We start from the raw sequence: 24,308 nt of genomic DNA, 5'->3' as shown, positions 1-24,308 counted from the left end.
GATTAATTAGTAATGTTTCATGTGGCATTGTTTGAACCGCGGATTGCACCGAATACGGGCAATATCATTCGTTTAGTGGCGAATAATGGCTGTCAATTGCATATCATTGAACCAATGGGCTTTGATTTTGAAGAGAAGAAATTACGCCGCGCAGGTTTAGATTATCACGATTTAACGCGTGTCACGCGCTATGCCAATTATCAGCAATTTGCCGAGGAAATGCAGGGGCGGCGCATTTATGCAGTCACCACTAAAGGCACGCGTTTTTACCATCAAGTGCAATATCAGCCAGATGATGTGTTGTTATTTGGCTCTGAGACCAGCGGGTTACCTGATGCAGTACGCGATCAATTACCCAGCGAGCAGAAAATTCGCATTCCCATGCAGGCGGGGGCGCGCAGCTTAAATTTGGCCAATAGTGTCGCTATTGTTAGCTACGAAGCGTGGCGACAGCATGATTTTTTGGCGGGGGTTTAAGCCTTATTTCAGCGCGTTGTTAGCGTGAGTGGGCAGCTGTTGTAAAAACTGATTGATGTGATCCAAGGCTTGTTGGCGTAGGTTGTCTTGCTCCATCAAAAGCTCGTGCTTGGCACCTTCAATTATTTTAAAGCTATGTGGTAGCGTTTTGGGTAATTGCTTAAACCAAGCCAGTTGCGCGCGGTTAGCTACCACTTGATCGGCGCCGGCTTGTAACAACAAGACCGGTGTTTGGCAGTGGTGCGCGCTGCGGCGTAAACGTTTCATCGCCAAAATAGCTTGATGTAACCAAGTGCATGTTACGCCACCCAGTTGCAGTTGTGGCTCGGTTTGATAACAATGACGTAAAGCTTGATAGCGTGCTTGGCTTTGAGTTAATTCATTATGGGCAAAGGCTTTATCTTTGTAAGCTAACTGCATCGGAAAATAACGCGGCGCATTTGGCTGCCACCAGCGCCGTAACTGGCAATAAAGCTGGGCGAGCGGTTCAGCTACGTTAGAAGGTACTATGCCAGTATAAATGCCGAACATCGGCGAGCAAAGGATCGCTGCGCAGAAAAACGACTGCCATTCTTGCCAAGGTGGCTGAGTAATTAAGCCTGCGGCAATAGCTGCGCCCATTGAATGGGCCAATAATACATGTTTTTGATGTGCCGCCGGTTTGACCACTTGCCGTAAAAAGCTTTCCAGATCGTGCTGATAATCTGCAAAATCTGCAACATAGCCCAGTTGTGAGTCGGGTAACATGCGACCGGAACGCCCCTGTCCGCGATGATCTAAAATAAACACGCTATAACCGGCAGTGGTTAATTCGAGCATTAATTCGCTGTATTTAATTGCCGTTTCAATGCGGCCACTACTGATCACCCACGCCGTGTGCGCACCGGGAGTTAAATGATAGCTGTAATGTATCGGCACACCGGCCACTCCAGCAAACTGGCCGTGTTGCATTTGTCGCCAAAACGGCAATAAGGTGTCATGCCAGTGTTTGGTTAACTGCTGTTCAGTGGCAAGCGGCTGGATCGGGTTAAAAGTAACGTCTGCCATTAGGTGGTTTCGTGTTCGTCCGTATTCGTTGTGGGCGGTTGTTGCGTAAGCGGCAGTGTAACACTGACTTGCAAGCCCGCACCAGAGGGCAGGCTAGCCACAACCTCACCTTGATGCTGGCGAATAATTTGTGCCACGATGGCTAAACCTAAACCCGTACCGCCGGTGGTGCTGGTGCGGCTATCACTGATCCGATAAAACGGTAAAAAGATTTTGTCGAGCTGTTCTGCCGGGATCCCCGAACCATGATCGCGAATAGTTAAGGTTACGCTGCTAGCCTGCGTACTTATGCTGCATTCAATAGTGCTGTGCTCGGGGCTATATTTAAGTGCATTACGTAAAATATTTTCAATGGCACGGCCTAACAGGCGGCTATCGGCTTGCAGCCACAGTTGCTCTGGGCCAACATAGCGTAATTGTTGCTGTTTAGCATCGGCATCGACTTGATTTAAATGCAGCACATCTTCGGTTAACGCGACCAAATCACAGGCATGGATATCCAGTTGGTATTGTCCTGCATCTAAACGACTGTAGGTCAAAAGTTCATCTAGCATCACATCGAGCCGTTCTAATTCATTTTTTAAACGTGGCAATTGCTTTAAATCTTGTTGGCGTTCGGTTAAACCCAACACCAACTGCGCGCGCGCTAAAGGTGAGCGTAATTCATGTGAAATATCCCGCATCAAGCGTTGCTGATTATGTAATAAGGCGCTGATCCGCTCGGCCATGGTATTAAAACTGCGGCCAAGTTGGCCTAGTTCATCTTTACGTTTTGCTAAACGTGGTACTCGGCTATCCAACTTACCGGAAGCGAACAACAGGTTATGTTGCACCAGTTCACGTAATGGCTTAGAAATGGAAATGGCCAAAATAAAGCTGGCTGCCGCCGAGGTTAAGAGCAGTAACAGCACCAGAATGGGTTCGGATAAACCGCGCAGGCTCCACCAAGGTTGACTCGGCATATTACGCTGTTGGTAAAGCGCTAGGGTTTGTTCGCCGATTTCTAGCATAAAAGGTCCCGCCAGATGCATATTATTATGCCGCAACAGCCGTGGCCGATTAAGCTGGTTTAATTCAAATAACCAGTTTTGATCAAAGTTACGAGGTAAGGCATCGGGTGTTAATACCTGATTTTGCGCTAAATCAACGACGACCCAGCGTGGATCTTGTTGCCGCTGCAAGTAACGGAGCAGCTTGTCGACCGACTCGGCGCGATGAAATTGTTTCACCTGCTGCTGTAATTGCGTGACAATATTATTGGGCAAGCGATGAATTTTGGTATCTTCGAGTAATTGCCGACTTAAAAATAAGGTGCTTGATACCGTCAGGATCAGCACTAACCAAAACCAGATAAAGATGCGACCGGCTAGCGAATTAACCGGGTTAAGCCAGTGTAATTTCATCCTTTGCCTTCACTTAAAAATAAATAACCACTGCCCCGCAGGGTTTGAATTTTTTCGTTTGGGCTAAATTGCGCCAGTTTTTTACGAATATTACTAATGTGCATATCTAAACTGCGGTCATACATTTGTAATCGGCGACCGAGCACGACTTTGCTCAACTCTTCTTTAGAAATCACTTCGCCTGCTTTGCGCATCAGCATTTCCAGTAATTGAAACTCGGTGGCAGTGAGGCTTACCGGATGTTCTGCGCACAATACTTGGCGATTTTGTGTGTTTAAACTCAAATCATTAATATGTATAAGGCTTACTGCATGGCTTGGCTCTTGTTGCAGTAATTCAACCCGGCGTAAGATGGCCTTAATGCGGGCGACCAATTCTCGTGGATTGAACGGTTTGGCCAAATAATCATCAGCGCCGAGTTCTAAACCCAGAATCCGGTCGATGTCATCTCCACGGGCGGTCAGCATTAGCACGGGGCAGTAGGGGCCGGCCCGCAATGCTTTTAATACTGATAAGCCATCTAAAGTGGGTAGCATAACATCTAATAAAATCAGATCGGCTGCAGCAGTTTGAATACGTTCAAGCCCAGCTTGGCCATCGTGTACTGCTTCGAAACTTAACCCATCTAGTGCGAGATATTCCGCCACTAGCTGACACAGTTCAGTGTCGTCATCAATCATCAAGATCTTTGGCATGCTACTACTCCTGTTGCTTTAGGTCAGTTTACGTGGTCACTTTCAGACTGTCAGGCTCTTTACAGAATCTTTACCTGTCCTTTGCGTTGCTTTGCATTGGCTGAGTTAAGCTGTAACAGTCAACTAAGCGGAGAGCAAATGATGAAAGCGAAAACCTTATTACTTACCCTGGGCACCCTCGTCGCCTTTTCTTCTGCAAGCATGGCTGCAGCACCAGACTCAGCAGAAAAAGCACCGCATCAACATAAACAGCAACAACAAAAGCGCCAACAAATGGCACCGGGTGCGATGCTAAAGCGCCAGTTAGCCAGCTTAGATTTGTCTGCTGAACAAAAGCAAGCCGTTGCGGCTGTCTTAGCCGAACACCGTGCTAATCAAGGCGATGCAGCAGATCGAGCGGCCGACAAACAAGCTTGGCAAGCTCTGATGGATGCGCCACAGTTTGATGAAACAACGGCAAAACTTTTACTAGAAAAGCGTCGTGCTAAGCAAGAAGAGCGTCAGTTGCATTTGCTGCAATTACGTCATCAAATCAATCAGATCTTAACCGTTGCGCAACGTGAGCAATTGCAAAACCAACGTGAAGAACGCCGCAGTAAAATCGAGGGCCGTGATGGTGAAGGTAAACCTGAGGGCCGTCGTACTAAAGCAGAGCGCTCAGCTTAAGGCACGTTCTGCTTAAATAAGCGGCTGGGCGTCTATTCGACGCCCAGCTCTTTTAATTTGCGCGTTAGCGTATTTCGGCCCCAGCCTAATTTGCGCGCGGCTTCTTGTTTATGACCATGCGTATGATGCAGCGCCTGCTGTAACACAATCTTCTCAAAAGCGGGGCCTGCTTCGGCCAAAATATTTTCTTCACCTGCGGCTAAGCGTTCCGTCACCCATTGCGCGAGCAAGCTTTGCCAATTACCATGAACTGCGTCGGAAACCGAGTTATAACTGTTTTTACCGCTTTGTGTTAATTCTGGCGGCATATCGGCCACCACAATATGTTTGCCACTGGCCATCACGGTGAGCCAACGACAGGTGTTTTCTAATTGCCGCACGTTACCCGGCCAATCTAAATCGGTCAGAAATAATTCTGCTTCTTTGCTCAGCGTTTTCGCTTCAACATTAAGCTCCGTTGCGGCTTGCTGTAAGAAGTGGCGTGCCAGCTTAGCAATATCCTGGCGGCGCTCTTTTAGAGTAGGTAAATGCACGCGGATCACGTTTAAACGATGAAATAAATCCTCACGAAACTTACCTTCTTGGGCCAGCAATTCTAAATTTTGATGGGTGGCCGCAATAATACGCACATCTACCCCGACAGCCTGATGACCGCCGACTCGGTAAAATTGACCATCTGCTAATACCCGTAACAGACGTGTTTGCACATCAAGCGGCATATCGCCAATTTCATCCAGAAATAAGGTTCCGCTATCGGCTTGTTCAAAACGCCCTTTACGTTGCGTATTGGCCCCGGTAAACGCACCTTTTTCATGACCAAATAGCTCAGACTCAATCAGATCTTTTGGGATCGCAGCCATATTCAAGGCAATAAAGGGTTTTTCTGAGCGAGGGCTGTGTTTATGTAAGGCGCGCGCGACCAACTCTTTACCAGTACCTGATTGCCCATTAATCAGTACACTGATACTGGAGCGGGCTAAGCGACCAATAGCACGAAACACTTCCTGCATGGCCGGCGCTTCACCAATAATCTCTGGGTTGAGTGCCGGAGGTAGCGGTTGCTGTTTGGCTAATTGGTTTTTGCTGTGCTCTAAAGCGCGACTGATCAGGGCAACAGCATCGTTAACATCAAAGGGCTTAGGCAAGTATTCAAAAGCACCTCGTTTAAAGGCGTTGACGGCGCTGTCTAGGTCAGAATGCGCCGTCATTATGATTACGGGTAAATCAGGGCTAAGTTCTTGCAACTTGCTAAGTAACGCCATGCCATCTGTACCGGGCATCCGAATATCCGATACAACAACCGCCGGTTGTTCATATTCTAAGCGTTGCAGCATTAAATCGGCTGAGGCAAAGCTTTCACATTGGATATCGGTACGTGCTAAGGCTTTTTCTAAGACCCAACGAATGGAATTATCGTCATCAATTATCCAGACAAATTGATTCATACATCATCCTCACAGTCTGAAATAGGTAAATAAATCATAAAACCGGTATGTCCCGGCCAGCTTTCACAGTCTATCCAACCGCGTTGTTGATGGATCAGCGTTTGCGCAATGGATAAGCCTAAGCCTGTGCCACCCGCTTTGCCGCTGACCATTGGATAAAACAATGTGTCGCGAATGGCCACGGGTATACCCGGACCGTTATCGATGACTTTAATGCATGCAACCAGCTTATAGCGCTTACCGTGCAAGGTGTGCTGATGCAAGATACGGCTTTGTAGCGTGATTTGACCGCCATCGACGAGTGCTTGTTGTGCATTTCGTACGATATTTAATAAGGCTTGTTCTAACAATTCGGGATCGAACATAAAATCAGGAATACTGGGATCATAATCACGTTGAAAATAAATTTGTTGAGGATTATCCATGTTCGCCAGTTTAAGAACTTGCTCTGCAACCTGGTGCAAATTACTTTGTTGTAAACTTGGGGGCCGATAAGGGCCGAGCAAACGGTCGACTAAGTTACGAAGACGATCCGCTTGGGCAATAATCAGTTGGGTGTATTCTTTTTGTTCATCATCCAGTGACTCTTCTAGCAGCTGCGCAGCACCCCTTAAACCGCCTAAGGGGTTTTTAATTTCATGGGCTAAACCACGGATCAATTCACGGGCGGCTAGATGCTGATGTTGTTGCAGGCTTTCCATACTGATCTTGCGTTGATGATCAACTTGGCGCAGCTCCAGCAGCAAATATATCGGCTGTTGCTCAATAATAGTGACTGAGATATCTAACAATAAATGACGACCATCAATTAATACTGCTTGCACGTCACTGACGCTAAAAGCTTGTTTGCTTTGCATCGCGTTATACAAATGATTGGCTTTTAAATCGATGTGTTGAAATAAACCGGGAAAGAACTGTTGCTTAAGCTTTTTTTCGCCTAGGCCTAAAACGGCACAACTGGCGGTATTAAAATAACACACGCTGAGCGTTTCATCTAACACCATTACCGCGGTAGTGAGCTGATCAACCAGTGAGATCGCAAACGAGTCCTGAGTCATAAACTTACCTATTGCACCAATTTGGTGCTATGGAAGTGAAGCTTAACTCAGAACAACCTGAATTTCACTGACAATGCACTAATTTGGTTAATTTATACGAGTTCTATGCATATAGAAGATGGTAAGAGGACTTGTTGCAATTAGCTTGCCGTTTTGGTCTAGAAGTTCGATTTGTACGTTGTGTTCTCCACGATAAACATCACGCAACACAAACACCGCACTGTTCTGTGGCTCGCCATGCGGTTTACCATCGAATAATAGCCTGACGCGAAAGCCACGCTGAAAACGAGGACTGATACGGCCGGAGATATAAACTGAACCGGTGTTGTCGCGAACGGTGGCTTCATTTTCAGGTTGGGTAATTGAGACAGTATAAGGCTCAGGGGCTGGTGGCTTTTTTTCAGGTAAGCGTGTGTCTGTTGCTTCCATGATATTAGGTCGGCTTTGCAAACTGACTTCTTCTGAGCCGGGTAACGGGCTATCTGAAAAAACCAAAACACCATTGGCATCACGACCGACAAATATCTTCTTTTCTTGCGCCAACGTTGAGTTGGCAACGAGTAATAATGTCAGTGACAGCCAAAGTAATTTCATTAATGTTGTATTCCTGAGTTCCGTCTTCCTGACGCTTATTTAACTTTAGCTGGAAATACTTAAATATTCTACAAAAAAAAGCTCACCGAAGTGAGCTTTTAATGAACAGAAAAAACTTAATTAACTGATATTACACGCTGTAATACAATTCAAATTCAAGCGGGTGCACAGCCATTGCAACTTTGCGGGCTTCCGCGCGCTTAATACCAATATAAGCATCAATCATTTCGTCAGACATAACGCCGCCTTTAGTGAAGATCGCGCGGTTTTTGTCTAATTCGTTTAACGCTTCATCTAAAGAGGTAGCCACTTGTGGGATGTTGGCTGCTTCTTCAGCAGGTAAGTCATACAAATCTTTGTCCATGGCATCGCCAGGATGGATCTTGTTTTGAATGCCGTCTAAACCCGCCATCAACTGTGCAGTGAAGGCTAAATATGGGTTAGCTGCTGGATCCGGGAAGCGACACTCGATACGACGTGCTTTTGCACTAGGCACCAGAGGGATACGGATTGACGCAGAACGGTTACGCGCTGAGTAAGCTAACATCACAGGCGCTTCGAAATGTGGCACTAAACGCTTGTAAGAGTTAGTAGACGGGTTAGTGAAAGCATTGATGGCTTTAGCGTGCTTAATGATACCGCCGATGTAGTAAAGTGCAATTTCAGACAAGCCAGCGTATTTGTCACCTGCGAACAGGTTAACGCCATCTTTCGCTAAAGACTGGTGGCAGTGCATACCCGAACCGTTATCGCCGACTAATGGCTTAGGCATAAAGGTAACTGTTTTGCCGTACATATGTGCTACGTTGTGAATTACATACTTAAGTTGTTGAACTTCATCTGCTTTTTTAGTCAATGTATTGAAACGCGTTGCGATTTCGTTTTGACCCGCAGTAGCCACTTCGTGGTGGTGCGCTTCAACTACTTGCCCCATCTCTTCTAGTACCATACACATGGCACTACGAATATCATGGCCTGAATCTACTGGTGGTAACGGGAAGTAACCGCCTTTCACACCTGGACGGTGGCCTTTGTTGCCTTCTTCATAGCTAGTGCCTGAGTTCCACGCGGCTTCAGTAGAGTTCAGTTTGAAGAATGAGCCTGACATGTCCGTGTGGAAACGTACATCGTCAAACATAAAGAACTCTGGTTCTGGGCCAAACAACACAGTATCAGCGATACCGGTTGATTTTAAATACTCTTCAGCGCGCTGAGCGATTGAACGTGGGTCACGATCGTAACCTTGCATGGTGCTTGGTTCGATAACGTCACAAGTGATGTTTAACGTCGTTTCTTCAAAGAACGGGTCTAATACTGCGCTTGATGCGTCAGGCATTAAAATCATGTCTGAATCGTTGATGCCTTTCCAACCGGTAATAGAAGAGCCGTCAAACATTTTACCGTCTTCAAATGTCTCTTCAGAAATTTGGCTAACCGGTACACTGACGTGTTGCTCTTTACCTTTGGTATCGGTAAAGCGCAGATCGATAAACTTTACATCGTTTTCTTTGATAAGTTTCAGAACGTTTTCTACAGACATGCAGTCCTCCAAGTGAACCAATTTGAGCAGTTGTATTGTATGTTGCCCTGTTAAATGCCAGATATATGCCAACATACTAAGTTTATGTATCTATTAGTTATTTAAAAAAATCAGCACGGCCAGTTGATAGCTTTGCACTAAAATGGTGCTTTACTGCATCAAGTTGGTGCTTCGCGGGCTCGCTCTCAGTGTAGCGGAAAATTAACCGCCTGAAAAAAAATCAGTAAAAGCACGCATGGAATTTTTCTTTCAGACAAATAAAGAGTAGAATATGCGCCCTTAAGTTTAAAATGCGTTTGCCTGGTGGTCATTATGGTCATCTAGTGCCACAGAGGATACATATTCATGAGCGTTACCGCTTCATATTTAGATAAATTACGTAACATCGCTATTATTGCCCACGTCGACCACGGTAAAACAACCATGGTTGACAAGCTGTTGCAACAATCCGGAACCTTCGATGCCCGTGCTAAGTTACAAGAACGGATGATGGATTCAAATGCACAGGAGTCAGAGCGGGGTATTACTATCCTGGCCAAGAACACTTCTGTACGTTGGAACGGTTACCATATCAATATTCTGGATACACCAGGACACGCTGATTTCGGTGGTGAAGTAGAACGTGTTTTATCAATGGCTGACTCGGTATTGTTGTTAGTTGATGCGGTTGAAGGCCCTATGCCACAGACGCGTTTCGTAACACAAAAAGCCTTTGCTCATGGTTTAAAGCCTATCGTTGTTATTAATAAAGTTGATAAGCCAGGTGCTCGTGTAGATTGGGTTATCGACCAAGTTTTCGATTTATTCGATAACTTAGGCGCTTCTGATGACCAATTAGACTTCCCGATTGTTTATGCGTCAGGTCTGAATGGCTGGGCTTCATTAGAAGCCGACGTGAAAAAAGACGACATCACAGATTTATTTGAAGCTATCGTCAAGTATGTTGCCCCTCCAGCTGTTGAATTAAATGGCGAAACTCAATTACAGGTTTCTCAGTTAGATTACTCTAGCTACTTAGGCATTATCGGTATCGGCCGCATCAAGCGTGGTTCATTAAAACCGAACCAGCAAGTAACGATCGTGAGTGCTGATGGTACTAAGCGTAACGGTAAAGTAGGCCAAGTATTCGGTTACTTAGGCTTAGAGCGTATCGAAACACAAGAAGCGCAAGCGGGTGATATTGTTGCCTTTACCGGCTTAGGCGAATTAAAAATTTCTGACACCATTTGTAGCACCACTAAGGTTGAACCTTTACCGGCGTTACAAGTTGATGAGCCCACCGTTACCATGACTTTCCAAGTCAACACTTCACCTTTCGCGGGTAAAGAAGGTAAGTTTGTTACTTCACGTCAGATTTTAGAGCGTTTACAAAACGAACTGAAACACAACGTAGCTTTACGCGTTGAAGAAACCGAAGACGGTGACAAATTCAAAGTGTCAGGCCGTGGTGAATTACACTTAGGTGTATTAATTGAAAACATGCGTCGTGAAGGTTTTGAGTTAGCGGTTTCTCGGCCAGAAGTGATTATGAAAACCATAGACGGCGTGAAAATGGAACCTATGGAAAACGTGACCATTGACTGTGAAGAACAGCATCAAGGTACCATCATGGAAAAGATGGGCGAACGTAAAGCCGAAATGACCAACATGCAACCAGATGGTAAAGGTCGTAACCGTATGGACTTCCTGATGCCAAGCCGCGGTTTAATCGGTTTCCGTACTGAATTTATGACGATTACTTCTGGTACCGGTTTGATGTACCACAGCTTTGACCATTATGGCCCGCATAAAGGCGGTTCTATCGGTCAACGTATGAACGGCGTGATGATCTCCAATGCGATGGGTAAAGCCGCGGGTTATGCGATTTTCTCTTTGCAAGAGCGCGGCCGTATGTTTATCGGTCATGCTGAAGAAGTGTATGAAGGTCAGGTTATTGGTATTCATAGTCGTAGCAACGATCTGACGGTTAACTGTTTAAAAGGCAAGCAGTTAACTAACGTACGTGCATCAGGTACTGACGAAGCAATCAACTTAGTCCCACCTATTCGTTATGCTTTAGAGCAAGCGTTAGAGTTTATTGACGACGATGAATTAGTTGAAGTGACGCCAAAGTCAATCCGGATCCGTAAGCGTCATTTAACGGAAAACGACCGTAAGCGTGCAAATCGTAAAGCCGATTAATCGGTAGAGCCGTAATAAAAAAGCCAGCGAAAGCTGGCTTTTTTTATGTGTAGAAAGCAACCTTAAGGCGCAGCAAACTGCAGCATAAGCCCACACAGGTAAGCACCATAAGTGCCGACACCATAACCGAGTACCGCTAATAATACCCCGACCGGCGCGAGTGACGGATGAAAGGCCGCTGCGACAATGGGAGCCGAGGCCGCACCGCCGACATTCGCTTGACTGCCCACAGCCAGATAAAACAATGGCGCTTTAATCCACTTTGCCACAATGACCAGTAAACCGGCATGAATGGCCATCCAAACTACGCCAACCACAAACATAATGGGGTAATCTAAAATAGCGCGGATATCCATTTGCATACCAATACTGGCCACCAGTATATATAAAAACACTGAAGCCATTTTAGATGCGCCTACGGCTTCCAGTTTTCTGAGTTTGGTGTTCGATAATAATAACCCCAGCGTCGTGGCTACCACCACCAACCAGAAAAAGGTACTGGTCAGGCTGTACATGGCTAATTGTGGCGCTTCTTTGGCTATCCAAGGCGCAATACCATCGGCAGCAAAATGTGCTATGGCTGTGGCACCAAAACCTACCGCAATAATCAACATCAAATCATGCAGTTGCGGTATCCGTGCATGCTGCGCTTGATAGTGTTCGATACGTTGTTTTAACTCGCGAATGGCGCTGGTGTCCGCTCCGGTTTTCTTATCAAAACTCTCAGCGCGACTGGCCCAAATTAATAACACCGCCATCCAAATATTCGCCATGATCACGTCAACGGTGATCATCACCGAAAAAATCGTGTTATCCACTTCAAACACTTCTTTCATCGCGGTTTGATTGGCGCCACCACCAATCCAGCTACCGGCAATTGTGGTCATGCCACGCCAAATATCGCCACCCAGGGCATCAGGCGCAAGGCTACCAACAATTAATAACGCGATGGGCCCACCGATCATAATGCCCAAGGTACCTGTGAAAAACATAATTAAGGCTTTAGGCCCTAGCCCTAAAATCGCTTTAAAGTCGACGCTTAATGTAAACAGCACCAAGCTAGCGGGGAGTAAGTAACGTGAAGCGACATGATAAATCGACGAGCCTTCTGCATCGATTAACCCAAAAGTATTTAACAGTGACGGTAAAAAATAGCAAAGTAACAAGGCGGGAACAAAACGATAAAACGCTTGGCAATAACGGTGACTGCTGTGGCTGGTATAAAATACCACCCCCAGAATGACCGTAATGACGCCAAATAACACAGCATCATTGTTAAACAGAACAGCAGAGTTTTGCATGGTGTGGTTTTCCTGAAGTCTTTTGCTTCCTATTACATCTTAAAACAACAATAACGCAGACAGGGTGGGGCTGGCTAGCATGCCTTTTTGATCGCTATTGAAAAAGCGACCAAAGCGGTAAAAACGAGGTTTGATGGCGGTGAGGGCTGCAAAGCAAAAAATTATGCGCTAATAAATACGAAATCATCTACACTGGATTTAGCATGGCAATAGTTAAACCAAAGATGGCGTGGCACAACTCAGTGGAAACTTGATGCTTATCAAATCCACAACGCGCATTCATCAGTATTATAATAAGCAACAATGCAGGAGAAACAACATGAATAATATTAATCGTCGCAATTTTTTCAAGATCTCTGCCGGTGCAGTGATTGGTATGACCGTGGGTGGCGTTAGCTTAAGAGCTTTTGCTGCCGAGCCGGTAAAGTTAGATGATCCATTAGCGGCCGCAATGAAATACACGCACAAGTCTGAGAAAGCCGATCAGAAATGTGCAAACTGTAGCTTAGCGCAAGGCGCCGATGGTGATGAATGGCGCCCATGTGCTATTTTCCCAGGTAAATTAGTGGCCTCTGAAGGCTGGTGTTCTGCTTGGGTTAAAAAAGCTTAACGATGCCTCCACCTCAACCTGAGTTTAAACCAGAGTGTTTGAACTCAGGTTATTTTGCGGCTGGTTGAGCCGCAATCATAGTCATTCTCTTGAGTTATTCATTCACTTCGTTTGCTGCCTTACCCCTTTATTGTCCTGTCATAAAACAGCCATATCGGCTTGTTAATGTATCTTTTTTAGGATGAAGACAGGTGTGTCATGCGACTTAAACTTACCATTGCTAAACGTGTTGTGCTACTTGGGCTGATCCCCTGCATATTATTAGTGGTGGTGTTATTAGCCAGCTTTTGGGCAGCTACGGTCAAAGACCGCTTATTTCATCAATTATATGCCCAGCACTTGGTGATTTTAACGCATGTGATGACACCGCAAAAACTTTTGCAGCAACAAGGTTTAAGCTTGTTACAACAGTATCGAACTGGCTGGATTAGCGCTGAGCAGGCTCAGCAGCAGGTTGAACAATTACTGCTAGAGGCAGAACAGCATTGGCAGCAGTTTATCGATCAACGTATAGCCAAAACGGCAGAGGATGCGGTGTTACTTGAACAATTAGACACTGCTTTTGCAAAGGCGATCCAGCATTATCAGCAATGGATAGAGTTTGCTGGTTCAGATGCCTTGTTAGTTAAAATTCTTAATGAATCGACTATTACTTACGAAGTGTCACAGCACATTGCGCCGTTTACGGTGCAAGCAGAGCAGTTTGTGGAACAGCAAATTGCCACCGCTGCCGAAGTACGCGATCAGGCTGAGCAATTAACCTTAGCCATGCTACAGGGTTATTTATATGGCGGTGCAGCTTTATTGCTATTGGTGTTAGCATTAATTTGGCGCACCCGTGTTGCGGTTAGTCAACCGCTGCAACGGTTGCGTGACATGTTATTGCAATTATCACAGCAGGCTGATCTCACCTTAAGAGCTGATGAGGCAGGTCATGATGAAATTGCAGAGGCAGCCAAAGCGTTAAATCAAATGCTTGGTCGTTTTGCGGTTCTACTACAGCAATTGGGAGCGAGTTCTTCGGCGCTCAGTCAACAAGCCGGCCAAGTACAAACCATTAGTGAGCAAGTCAATACGGGGGCAGGGCAGCAGGCGCATCAAGCCGATCAGCTGGCCTTGGCGGTGTCAGAGATGAGTGCCTCACTAAACCAAGTGGTCAGTCAAACCGCAGCGGCAACCGACAGTGCGACCCGAGCACAACAACTTTGCCAACAAGGCAGTGCTGATGCGTTACTCAGTATGCAAAGCTCAGAGCTTCTTGAGAAAACCATGTTGCGATCGCGCGATTTGATGCGAAGTTTACAAGGCGATGCAGGAAAAATTTCCAGTGTATTGGAAGTGATTGGAAGTATTTCAGAGCAAACAAATTTACTAGCGTTAAATGCAGCGATTGAAGCTGCACGTGCCGGTGAAACAGGGCGTGGGTTTTCGGTGGTGGCTGATGAAGTGCGAACGTTGTCAGGAAATACTAAGGCGGCGACTGAATCAATCCGCGAGATGATTAATACTTTGCAACAACAAGCTGATCATGCGGTTGCCGCCATTGATCAAGCCTCAGAGCAGGCCGAGAGTAGTGTTTTGCAAACGCGTAACACTGAAGCTGTGTTTCGGGATATTGCGGCAGAAGTCAGCAGGCTAGCCCAATTTAACCAACAAATTGCTTTATCGAGTTTGGGTCAACAGGCGGTGACTTCGCGCTTTGTCAGCGGAATTAGTTTGCTTCATGCGGCAAGTCAGCAACTGCATGATGGTGCCGCACAATCAGCTGAGGCGAGTGAACAACTTTCGGCCGTTGCGGAGCAACTGAGTGCCGGTTGGCGGCAATTTCGAATTCAATAATCTTTACGCAGGTGCAATGACCACCTAGTAAAATAAACAAATTCTTGTTTGTCACATTAATGCAATATTACGCAGGCAGACTACTGGGGTTGAGATAAACTTCTGCAAACTAGGAATGAATTTATGCAAATCAAAAAATTTTCTAAGCTGGCTTTAATCACTGCGTTAAGTATCAGTTTTGCGGCAACTGCGCAAAGTGCCCGTGACACCATTCAAATTGCTGGCTCGTCTACCGTGCTGCCATTCTCATCTATTGCGGCAGAAGAATTTGGCAATAACTTTGCTCAGTTCAAGACGCCTGTTGTGGGCTCAGGCGGTTCTTCAGGTGGTTTGCGTCAGTTTTGCCAAGGCGTTGGTACCAATACTATTGATGTAGCAAACTCATCGCGGAAAATTCGCCCTGCGGAAGTAGAGGCGTGTAAAGCCAATGGTGTTAAAAATATTATTGAAGTAAAAATAGGCTATGACGGTATTGTATTTGCCTCACGAGTGGATGCTGGAACCTTTGCTTTAAAACCTGAACATGTTTTTCTAGCGCAAGCCGCACAAGTGCCACAAAACGGCAAAATGGTGGCGAATCCTTACACGCGTTGGTCACAAATTGATAAAGACTTACCAGATCAAAGTATCTTATTAGCTATCCCAGGCTCTAACCACGGTACGCGTGAAGTGTACGAAGAAAAAGTGGTTTTAGAAGGGTGTAAGTCTTTGCCTGAAATCAAAACCATGTCAAAGGATCAGCAGGGTGAATTTTGTTTAGCCATGCGTACTGACGGTGCCGTAGTTGAAATTGCAGGTGACTACACTGAAACCTTAGCGCGTTTACAAGCACAAAAAGACGCGGTGGGCGTATTTGGTTTAAGTTTCTATGAATCGAATCGTGACCGCATTAAAGTGGCCACTGTTGATGGTGTGGTTCCTACCGTTGAGAACATTATTTCAGGCGCCTATCCAGTGTCACGGCCATTGTTTTTCTATGTGAAGGGCGAGCATATTGGCGTGATCCCTGGTTTACAGCAATTTGCTGAATACTTTGTATCGGATGCGGCATCGGGTGAAGCTAGCCCGCTAGAATTTGCCGGTCTGATCCCATTGGCGGATGACGAGCGTGCTGAAATCTTAGCGGCCATTCGTAGTAAAAAGTCACTGTAATTCAGTATTCTAAAAAAACCACCTGCAAGGTAAATGCAGGTCAGTTAAGCCTCACCGCTAACTGATCTGCATACTTGTAAAGGTGGTTTTTTTTAGTTTCTGCTAAACAACAGAGTTCTTTGTCGTGACTGTCATAAAACTGCAACTTTAGCGCGTTATCCTGCCCCACTAAATTGTCCTCTGTGCGAAAGCGGAGCTTTGATGAATAATCTGTCTTTAATTTTTGTACTGTTGATCTTCATGGCGATTGCCTATCAATTTGGCATGACTCGTAGCCGGCGCATGGCGGGCGGTCAGAACAGTGCCAGTATGCATTCTCGGCCACATCATTACGGCATGATGGTCGGCTTATGGGCGGTATTACCGCCATTTCTGTTGCTAATGTTATGGAACTGGCTGGCGCCCGGTGTGCTACAAACGCTGACATTAGCGACGGTGCCAGCAGAACTGTTAACCGATAGCGAACAAGCTGCGGTAATAATGCGTCGTATTAGTAATTTAGCCAGTAATTTTGGGGTGGTTGCCGAAGCCGCTGATTGGGAAGTGGCTGCAGCGAGTTATTTGTCTGCATTGCAGCAGAAAAGCGCCTTAATGTTAACCGCGTTAATGTTTATCTTGGCATCGCTAGGCTTATTGCTCAGCTTTAAAAAGATCCAACCGTCATTACGTGCGCGTCATCAAGTTGAAAAAGCCTTGATGGCTGTGTTATTGCTTTGCTCAACCGTCGCCATTTTAACCACGGTTGGCATTGTGTTATCGATGGTGGGCGAAACCTTAAAATTCTTTTCATTTATCAGCCCGGCAGACTTTTTCTTTGGCACTACTTGGAATCCGCGTTTTTCTACCGTCGGTTTAGCCGAAGGGTCGTTAACCGGAAGCCAAGGCAGCTTTGGTTTGCTTCCTTTGTTATCGGGCACCTTATTGGTCGCGTTGATTGCCATGTTAGTGGCCATTCCACTAGGTTTGATGGTGGCGATATATCTAGCCGAATACGCACCACAGCGGGTACGCAATACCGTTAAACCGATTATCGAAGTGTTGGCCGGTATTCCTACGATTGTCTATGGCTTCTTTGCTCTGGTGACCGTTGGGCCTTTTTTTGCTGAGTTCGGGCAAAGCATCGGTATGACGATTCGTGCCACCTCAGCACTGACGGCGGGTGTGGTCATGGGCATCATGATTATCCCGTTTATATCATCGTTATCCGACGACATTCTTACGCAGGTACCAAAGTCATTACGTGATGGTTCTTTAGGTTTGGGGGCAACAAAGTCTGAAACCATTCGGCAAGTCGTGTTACCGGCGGCGCTACCCGGCATTGTAGGGGCCGTGTTATTGGCGGTGAGTCGGGCGATTGGCGAAACCATGATTGTGGTGCTTGCCGCAGGGAACAGCCCAAGCTTAACCGCTAACCCCTTTGAAGCCGTTTCTACCGTTACCGTGACCATTGTGAACCAATTAACCGGTGATAACGACTTTGCTAGCCCACAATCTTTAGTGGCTTTCGCATTAGGTTTAACCTTGTTTGCCATTACCTTGCTGCTGAATATTGTGGCATTGGTGATTGTGCGTAAATACCGTGAACAATACGAGTGATCCCAAATGACGACTGAACTGAAAACCGTAACCAACACGAACAAGGCTTACAGCAAAGTACAGCAACAAGTGGTGCGCTCGTTAAAAAAACGCCATCGCCAAGAAAAGCTATTTAGAACCGCAGGTTTATTGGCGGTATCGGCCAGTATCTTATTGGTAATCTTATTGTTTGTGAATATTTTTGCCAAAGGGCTACCGGCGTTTTGGCAGCACAGTATTACCTTGGATATTTACTTTGATCCTGCCATAGTCAAGATCAGCGAAAAGCCGCAACCGCAAGCAGGAGAAACAGAGAACGAGTTTCGGCAGCGTGACTTGGCGTGGCGTTCAGAAGTGGGTTTAGTCAACTTTAATCGGCTTATTTTCCCGGCGTTACAGCAAGTGATCCCTGATGCTCAGCAGCATCGGCGTGAATTACAACGTATCGTCACCTCCGGTGAGCGATTTGCGTTGCGTGATTTGGTGATTGCTGACCCTTCGATTATCGGTCAAACCAAAACCTTACACTTGCTCACAGATGCTAATATCGATGTTTGGTTAAAAGGGAATATTGATCGCAGTTTACCCGACGATCAACAGCAGCTCAGTGCCAAAGTTCGCGAGTGGGTTGATTCATTAAAACAGCAAGGCGTCATCAGCAATCGCTTTAGTTTTGCCTTGTTTATGAACCCCGATTCGCGCAGTTCACTGGCCTCGGCGGGGTTAGCTGGTGCTTTTATGGGGTCACTTTATATGATGCTCGTCGTCATTGTGCTGGCCATCCCGATGGGCGTTGCTGCGGCGATTTACCTTGAGGAATTTGCACCAAAAAATAAGATGACCGATTTGGTCGAAGTCAATATCAATAACCTTGCCGCAGTACCTTCTATCGTGTTCGGTTTATTGGGTGCATCAATTTTTATCGGTTGGTTTAATTTGCCGATGTCAGCGCCGGTTGTGGGGGGGTTAGTGTTGACACTGATGACACTGCCTACTGTTATTATTGCCACGCGTTCGACATTAAAAGCGATACCACCGTCGATCCGCCAAGCGGCCTTAGGCTTAGGCGCGTCTAAAACGCAGGCGGTGTTTCATCATGTGTTACCGCTGGCCATTCCAGGTATTTTAACCGGTTCGATTATTGGTGTGGCACAAGCCTTAGGCGAAACCGCTCCTTTGCTGCTGATTGGTATGAAATCTTTTGTTGCTTCGGTGCCAGGTAGTGCCATGGATCAAGCAACGGCCTTACCGGTACAAATTTACCTATGGCAAGGCAACGAATTACGGAATTTCTTTGAGGCCCGAACATCGGCCGCTATCATCGTGTTATTGGTGATGATGTTATCTCTGAACAGTTTGGCGATTTGGTTACGCAAACGCTACGAAGTGCGTTGGTAATAAGTAGCAAACAGCCTAAGAATTGAACGAACAGGATTAAACTATGAGTGAAGTAACCATGTTGAACAACGCCGAAAAAATCAAAATGACCGCGCGAGATGTCAAAGTGTTTTATGGCGACAATCAGGCAATCCATGGCATTGATATGGATATCGTTGAAAACGAAGTGATTGCTTTTATCGGCCCGTCAGGTTGTGGTAAATCAACGTTTTTACGTTGTTTAAATCGGATGAACGACACCATCGACATTTGTAAAGTAACCGGCAACATCGCGTTAGATGGCTACAACATTTATGATCCGGCCTTAGACGTGGTGCAGCTTCGCGCCCAGGTCGGTATGGTGTTTCAAAAACCGAATCCTTTTCCAAAATCGATTTATGAAAATATTGCTTATGGCCCTAAGTTGCATGGCTTAGCCAGTAAAAAATCTGATTTGGATGACATTGTTGAATCCAGCTTGCGCCGTGCTGGTTTATGGGAAGAAGTAAAAGATCGCTTGCATCAACCAGGTACCGGTTTATCGGGTGGTCAGCAACAGCGTTTGTGTATTGCGCGTACCATCGCGGTTAGTCCAGAAGTGATTTTGATGGATGAGCCCTGTTCAGCACTCGATCCAATAGCCACATCGATTATTGAAGAGTTAATCGATGAATTAAAGCAAAACTTTACCATTGTGATTGTGACGCACAATATGCAGCAAGCTGCCCGGGTGTCTGATCGCACGGCATTTTTCCATTTAGGTAACTTAATTGAAATTGGTGGCACCAACGATGTGTTTACCAACCCGAAGCAGAAAAAAACCGAAGACTATATTACAGGCCGTTATGGTTAAGCCTAGATTGTTGGTAAAAAAATAAAGGCGCGAAAGCGCCTTTCTTGTTTGCTGAACCCATTGATGGACTGCGCTTGTGTTATCCCTGTAGCCATGCTCGTCTATTAATGCATATTTTTATGGTCAGTCCAGGCTAATCTAAATAAACGCAATATAAATGTTATACTGTCATTTGTTTGTCATAAAAAATTCTTATTATGCACTCCGTCATCAATACTATGGTTGTGAGCATTAGCTACAAGAAACCTAACTAACTCGGGTAGATAACATGAAAAAATCATCAATTGCAGTAGCATTAGTTTTAGGTTCAGCCGTTTGCACTGTTGCTTACGCTGAGCCACTTACCGTTTATGGTCAACTGAATGTTTCAGCACAATCCAGTGATGAAGGGGAAGGGCGGTTCTCTGAACTGAAAAGCAACAGCTCACGATTTGGTTTGAAAGGTGATTTTGCATTAGACGGTGGCATGACTTTAGTGTACCAAGTTGAATGGGCAGTTGATTTGGCGGATGTTAGCGGAGGCGAGAACATTACGTCTCGAAATCAATATGTTGGTTTAAAAGGTAACTTTGGTGAAGTGCGTTTAGGGCGTCATGATACAGCACTAAAAGATGCGCAAGGTAAAATTGACTTATTCAGTGATTACGAAGCTGACGTAAAAGCGTTGTGGCGTGGTGAAGTACGAGCCAGTAATTCAGTGACTTATTACACCCCTAAATTTAATGGTTTCGGCATGCATTTAACTTATGTCATGGAAGATGCCGCAGATGCGGAAGATGCTTACTCTGCATCAGTTTATTACGGTGACGAAAACCTGAAAGACAGCACCTATTATGCAGCCATATCAATGGACTCAGAAGTCGCGGGTTATGATACTCTGCGTTTACAAACCCAATTTAAAGCCGCTGATTTTAAACTTGGCGCGATGCTTCATTCACAAGAGAATATTACCACGGGTGTAGAGCAAGATGGTTGGTTAGTTAGCGCAGCTTATCCAGTGGGTAAAACAGAACTTAAAGCACAGTATCAAACCTTAGAAGATGATGATGCAGTCAGCGTGGGTGCAGATTACAAAGCAGGTAAAAACACCACTTTATATGCTTGGTACAGCAGCTTTAACTTTGATATGACAAACCCTGATCGTGATTACATCGCGGTGGGAATTAAGCATAAGTTTTAATTTTAATGCCTTCTTGGCCGGTCGCTGACCGGCTTATTTTTTAACTTCCCTCTTTTTTTTAAATCAAATTCTCATATCAAAACAACTTTTAATAGCTCACAGCTCTTAAATTGTCTTATTTTTGTCATGCATGTAATAACTATTTTTAAATATTTAATTTTTTCAATGGTTTATATTTAGCAAGATTCATCAAATTGTCATAATGCTGTGTTAGACAGCGGCGGCTTCTGTGTTTATAGTAATTTCAGGTTAACAACAGAGGTCTAACCAATGAAAAAATATCTTCCTGTAGTAATGGTCGTTTCTACCCTAGCGCTATTATCCGGCTGTTCAACTATCGGCACTGCTGATTATGCCTATGAAACAGACGAACAACGGCTGCAAGAGGCAACGGCGTTAACGCGCACTAGCCCACATGTTGGCCATGTTGTTTGGTTAAATCCGCCACAAAAACGAGTAAAAGTAACAGAAACCGCTAAGCAGCAGTAAAAAGTAAGTTGAAGCTAGAGGCTAATTCAAAGGTATCGGTATAAGTGTTAGTAAAAATAAAGCCCGCAGTAAACAACCGTAAAACAGGGAAAAGTTAAGGTTGTGCCAACTGCAGGCTGAGTTTTTTGCTTAATATTTGTAGGAAAAGCTCAACGAGTAACTTTGGCCTTCTGTACGCTTTTGTAAGATCTCGCCTTGCTGTAAGATTTCGACATCTTCATCTAGCAGATTTTTCAGGCCTAATTTAACGCTGATATTGCTATTCGGTGCATAGCTGTATGTCACATCTAACGAATTAAACGGCTGTTCGAAAGCATCGTCTTTACCATTGACCCCAGCAAAAGCAATACGCTTGCCAAACACATTATAGGTTAGGGTTGCATTGTGCTTATCGTTATCCGAATCAAAGCCAAGCTGCAAATTGGCGACATACTTAGAATGACCACTTAAACCCCGCTCTAAATTGGTTAAATTTGCCCCAGGGAAGCGCTGAATGGTAATTTCTGACTCACTCAATGTTAAGTTGCCTGCTAGGAAAAAGTTATCGGCAATCTGACCGATTGAGCCGTTAAACATATCAAGCTGCTGTAAAAACTCGGCTTCGACGCCATATAATTTGCCGCTTTCGGCATTTCGAAATGACATCAGTAAGTTACCGTCAGAACCGGATAGTTCAATTGCTTCAATCGGGTTATCCAAGTCTTTATAGAACAAACCTACACTGTAGTTACTGTTATCGTAATACCACTCGAAACGCACATCGGCACTGTTTATGTCGGTACTGGTTAAACCGCTAAAGCCCGTCACTTTAAAGTCGGTTAGCGGGTCGACATACAATACTGGTGTAACTTCACGTAGATCGGGCCGTACAACCGTTTTACTGTAACCAAAGCGCGCTTGTAAATCGTCATTCACAAACCAAGTTAGTGATAGCGCGGGATAAAACCCATCTTCTACTAACACCGAATCGGTGACATTACCGCTAATCTGCCCATCAGCGGCTAAGGGTAGCGACACTTGTTTAAAGTCTTCGTAGCGTACGCCCAGATTCAACCGGAACAGATAATCGTAATTTAGCTCTAGTGCGGCATAGCCGGCATCGATCATTTGAGCGGCAAGGTAATCATCGGCTTGGGTGGTTACGTTAGAAATTTTAAAGCCATTACCGGCATCTAGAATGTGACTATCTGAGAAAATTTCTGCAAAGCTACCGGCTAATTGCTGTAGGCTAAAACCAACAGTATCAAAGTTAAAACGATCGGTTTGTGCATCACGATTACGCTCAAAATAATTATAACCCGTTGAGAAAGTCAGCTCTGCTTTACCCAGCGTCATGGGTAAATGCGCATTCCAGCTAAGATTCTGGGTGTTATCTTGCATATCACCAAAGCTATAGGTAACGGCATTTTGATTGCGTCGTAAAAACGAAAATACTGAGCCGTCGGCTTGCGTTTCATTTAAGTAACGGTATTCAACTTGACCTGGGGCATAACGCCGTGCCTTGGCATCGGTATATTGCCAGTCAATTGCCAGGTCCCACAGTGACGGTAAATTATGTCGGCCACGTAACTGATTACTCAGCATGGTACGCTCTTCATAAGTGAGGCTGGTGTCAGTATTAAAACGGTTCGTTTCGTTGATGGTTTCAATACTGTCGCCGTTTTTGATTTTGATCTCATCTTTTGTATCGCGCAGATAAATCGTCGACGTTTCTATACGATGGTCAACGCCAAACTCTAAACCAAAATTTAACATGCCAGACAGCTTAATCTGATGCTCTGTACCTCGGATGTCATCGTAACGATTAAGCGGTGTTAATGCCTCCCCAGAAATTGAGTAATACCGCTCTTGTTCTTCAATATTTTGGGTAGCACGATCGTAGCTAAAGCCTGTCATCACACCAAATACGACATTTTTTGCCAGATCAAATCGGCTGCCAAAAGAGACACTGCCGTCGAAGTCGGGTTTAACTGAGGTACGGCTAATATCGATATCACGATTAAATGCAGTACCCAGTTCACGCACGATGTTTTGTGCTTGGGCGAGATTGGTGGCGTTGATACCACCGAGGGCTTCCGCGATATTAATTGGTGTTAGCACACCAAACTGGTTTTGTGCCGCAGCAAGTTCGGAAGATATGGCACGTGTGCCATCATCTTTACCATGCCAATCATCGCCGCCACCAGCATAGCTGAAGCCATCAGCACTATTTAAGCTGTTATAGCCTGTGCCTACCGCAACGTTAAAGGTGGTTTGCAGGGGGATGGCTGCGGTGCGAATATTGACATTACCGCCACCAAATGCTGCCGGTAGTTCTGGGGAGTAGGCCTTTTGTACCACTAAACTTTCGATAATGCCTGCCGGAAACATATCTAGCGGGATCACGTTACGGGTTGGATCCGGGCTGGGTACCAAGGCACCGTTTAATAGCGTGCTGGAATAGCGCTCGCCCAAACCGCGAACATATATAAACTTGTCTTTTACTAGCGTTAAGCCGGTAACGCGACGCAGCGCGGTGGCGGCATTGCTATCACCAGCGCGTGAAATTTGCTCCATGCCCAGTAATTCTGCGACATAGGGCTGTTCTCGACGTTCTGCCGCGGCGGCTGCAGCGGAGCTCATCAAGCGGCCTGATACGGAGATCCGTTCAAGTTCCTCAGTTTCAGTTTGAGGTGCAGGAGCACTATCTTGCGCCTTGGCATGTATGGGTAATAAGGTTGTCGTGGTGCTCAGGGCCAGCATGACACTCAGGCCTACACGACTTAAACTTAATTTTTGTTTGCTGCTCATCTGAACATTGTCCTATCAGCTTTTAAATGTTACTGG

The 24,308-nt window shown here is 45.5% G+C and carries 19 protein-coding genes and 1 pseudogene; 11 read left to right on the top strand and 9 right to left on the bottom strand.

Going from position 1 to position 24,308, the window contains the following annotated elements; translation table 11 throughout:
- The first annotated feature begins 12 nt into the window (after window positions 1-12).
- On the top strand, window positions 13-477 hold the full coding sequence (locus ORJ01_RS05050) for a tRNA (cytidine(34)-2'-O)-methyltransferase (RefSeq protein WP_306177161.1): 465 nt from the start codon (window positions 13-15) through the stop codon (window positions 475-477).
- Between the two features lie 3 nt (window positions 478-480).
- Here the strand turns inward: ORJ01_RS05050 and ORJ01_RS05045 are convergent, their stop codons facing one another.
- The 3 genes from ORJ01_RS05045 to ORJ01_RS05035 are packed head-to-tail and all read right to left on the bottom strand — an operon-like array spanning window position 481 to window position 3,622.
- Window positions 481-1,524: an alpha/beta fold hydrolase gene (locus ORJ01_RS05045; protein WP_306177160.1), complete on the bottom strand. Its 1,044-nt coding sequence runs from the start codon at window positions 1,522-1,524 to the stop codon at window positions 481-483.
- Window positions 1,524-2,927 carry an ATP-binding protein gene (locus ORJ01_RS05040; protein WP_306177159.1) on the bottom strand — a complete coding sequence of 468 codons (1,404 nt, stop codon included), beginning with the start codon at window positions 2,925-2,927 and terminating at the stop codon, window positions 1,524-1,526. Before ORJ01_RS05040 ends, ORJ01_RS05045 begins: the two co-directional genes overlap by 1 nt.
- Window positions 2,924-3,622, bottom strand: coding sequence for a response regulator transcription factor (locus tag ORJ01_RS05035; protein WP_226749440.1), 699 nt, complete (start codon window positions 3,620-3,622; stop codon window positions 2,924-2,926). Before ORJ01_RS05035 ends, ORJ01_RS05040 begins: the two co-directional genes overlap by 4 nt.
- Window positions 3,623-3,760: 138 nt before the next feature.
- Between ORJ01_RS05035 and ORJ01_RS05030 the strand changes: the two genes are divergently transcribed.
- Window positions 3,761-4,288 carry a Spy/CpxP family protein refolding chaperone gene (locus ORJ01_RS05030; RefSeq protein WP_306177158.1) on the top strand — a complete coding sequence of 176 codons (528 nt, stop codon included), beginning with the start codon at window positions 3,761-3,763 and terminating at the stop codon, window positions 4,286-4,288.
- A gap of 32 nt (window positions 4,289-4,320) precedes the next feature.
- Here ORJ01_RS05030 and glnG read toward each other — a convergent pair whose 3' ends face one another.
- The 4 genes from glnG to glnA all read right to left on the bottom strand — a co-directional run bounded on the left by glnG (window position 4,321) and on the right by glnA (window position 8,925).
- Window positions 4,321-5,733, bottom strand: a complete 1,413-nt coding sequence (glnG, locus tag ORJ01_RS05025) for a nitrogen regulation protein NR(I) (protein WP_306177157.1) — start codon at window positions 5,731-5,733, stop codon at window positions 4,321-4,323.
- On the bottom strand, window positions 5,730-6,791 hold the full coding sequence (glnL, locus tag ORJ01_RS05020) for a nitrogen regulation protein NR(II) (RefSeq protein WP_236128805.1): 1,062 nt from the start codon (window positions 6,789-6,791) through the stop codon (window positions 5,730-5,732). Before glnL ends, glnG begins: the two co-directional genes overlap by 4 nt.
- 87 nt (window positions 6,792-6,878) lie before the next feature.
- Window positions 6,879-7,385: a DUF4124 domain-containing protein gene (locus ORJ01_RS05015; protein ID WP_226749444.1), complete on the bottom strand. Its 507-nt coding sequence runs from the start codon at window positions 7,383-7,385 to the stop codon at window positions 6,879-6,881.
- Window positions 7,386-7,515: 130 nt separating this feature from the next.
- Window positions 7,516-8,925, bottom strand: a complete 1,410-nt coding sequence (gene glnA / locus ORJ01_RS05010) for a glutamate--ammonia ligase (RefSeq protein ID WP_306177156.1) — start codon at window positions 8,923-8,925, stop codon at window positions 7,516-7,518.
- A 345-nt stretch (window positions 8,926-9,270) separates the two neighbouring features.
- Between glnA and typA the strand changes: the two genes are divergently transcribed.
- Complete coding sequence (typA, locus tag ORJ01_RS05005; protein ID WP_226749446.1) at window positions 9,271-11,106, top strand: translational GTPase TypA; 1,836 nt, start codon at window positions 9,271-9,273, stop codon at window positions 11,104-11,106.
- Window positions 11,107-11,168: 62 nt separating this feature from the next.
- Here the strand turns inward: typA and ORJ01_RS05000 are convergent, their stop codons facing one another.
- Complete coding sequence (locus ORJ01_RS05000) at window positions 11,169-12,407, bottom strand: DUF819 domain-containing protein (RefSeq protein ID WP_226749447.1); 1,239 nt, start codon at window positions 12,405-12,407, stop codon at window positions 11,169-11,171.
- Between the two features lie 319 nt (window positions 12,408-12,726).
- Between ORJ01_RS05000 and ORJ01_RS04995 the strand changes: the two genes are divergently transcribed.
- The 8 genes and pseudogenes from ORJ01_RS04995 to ORJ01_RS04960 all read left to right on the top strand — a co-directional run bounded on the left by ORJ01_RS04995 (window position 12,727) and on the right by ORJ01_RS04960 (window position 21,482).
- Entirely contained in the window at window positions 12,727-13,017 is a 291-nt protein-coding gene (locus ORJ01_RS04995; protein ID WP_226749448.1) for a high-potential iron-sulfur protein, read from the top strand.
- A gap of 198 nt (window positions 13,018-13,215) precedes the next feature.
- Window positions 13,216-14,856, top strand: coding sequence for a methyl-accepting chemotaxis protein (locus ORJ01_RS04990; protein ID WP_306177155.1), 1,641 nt, complete (start codon window positions 13,216-13,218; stop codon window positions 14,854-14,856).
- A 123-nt stretch (window positions 14,857-14,979) separates the two neighbouring features.
- Window positions 14,980-16,008 (top strand): substrate-binding domain-containing protein, encoded by a 1,029-nt coding sequence (locus ORJ01_RS04985; RefSeq protein WP_306177154.1) that lies wholly within the window; start codon window positions 14,980-14,982, stop codon window positions 16,006-16,008.
- A gap of 201 nt (window positions 16,009-16,209) precedes the next feature.
- Entirely contained in the window at window positions 16,210-17,604 is a 1,395-nt protein-coding gene (gene pstC, locus ORJ01_RS04980; protein WP_306177153.1) for a phosphate ABC transporter permease subunit PstC, read from the top strand.
- Between the two features lie 6 nt (window positions 17,605-17,610).
- Window positions 17,611-18,981, top strand: coding sequence for a phosphate ABC transporter permease PstA (pstA, locus tag ORJ01_RS04975; RefSeq protein ID WP_306177152.1), 1,371 nt, complete (start codon window positions 17,611-17,613; stop codon window positions 18,979-18,981).
- Window positions 18,982-19,057: 76 nt separating this feature from the next.
- Window positions 19,058-19,813, top strand: a pseudogene (pstB, locus tag ORJ01_RS04970) (phosphate ABC transporter ATP-binding protein PstB); the annotation flags it as partial.
- 268 nt (window positions 19,814-20,081) lie between these two features.
- Window positions 20,082-20,993, top strand: a complete 912-nt coding sequence (locus tag ORJ01_RS04965; RefSeq protein WP_306177151.1) for a porin — start codon at window positions 20,082-20,084, stop codon at window positions 20,991-20,993.
- 270 nt (window positions 20,994-21,263) lie between these two features.
- Window positions 21,264-21,482: a hypothetical protein gene (locus ORJ01_RS04960; protein WP_306177150.1), complete on the top strand. Its 219-nt coding sequence runs from the start codon at window positions 21,264-21,266 to the stop codon at window positions 21,480-21,482.
- 129 nt (window positions 21,483-21,611) lie between these two features.
- Here ORJ01_RS04960 and ORJ01_RS04955 read toward each other — a convergent pair whose 3' ends face one another.
- Window positions 21,612-24,272, bottom strand: coding sequence for a TonB-dependent receptor domain-containing protein (locus tag ORJ01_RS04955; RefSeq protein WP_306177148.1), 2,661 nt, complete (start codon window positions 24,270-24,272; stop codon window positions 21,612-21,614).
- Window positions 24,273-24,308 lie beyond the last annotated feature (36 nt).

Source organism: Alishewanella sp. SMS8, from assembly GCF_030737935.1.
GTDB classification, from domain to species: domain Bacteria; phylum Pseudomonadota; class Gammaproteobacteria; order Enterobacterales; family Alteromonadaceae; genus Alishewanella; species Alishewanella maricola.
The sequence above is the reverse complement of the archived record's forward strand: the minus strand, read 5'-3'. Positions and strand labels throughout refer to the sequence as shown.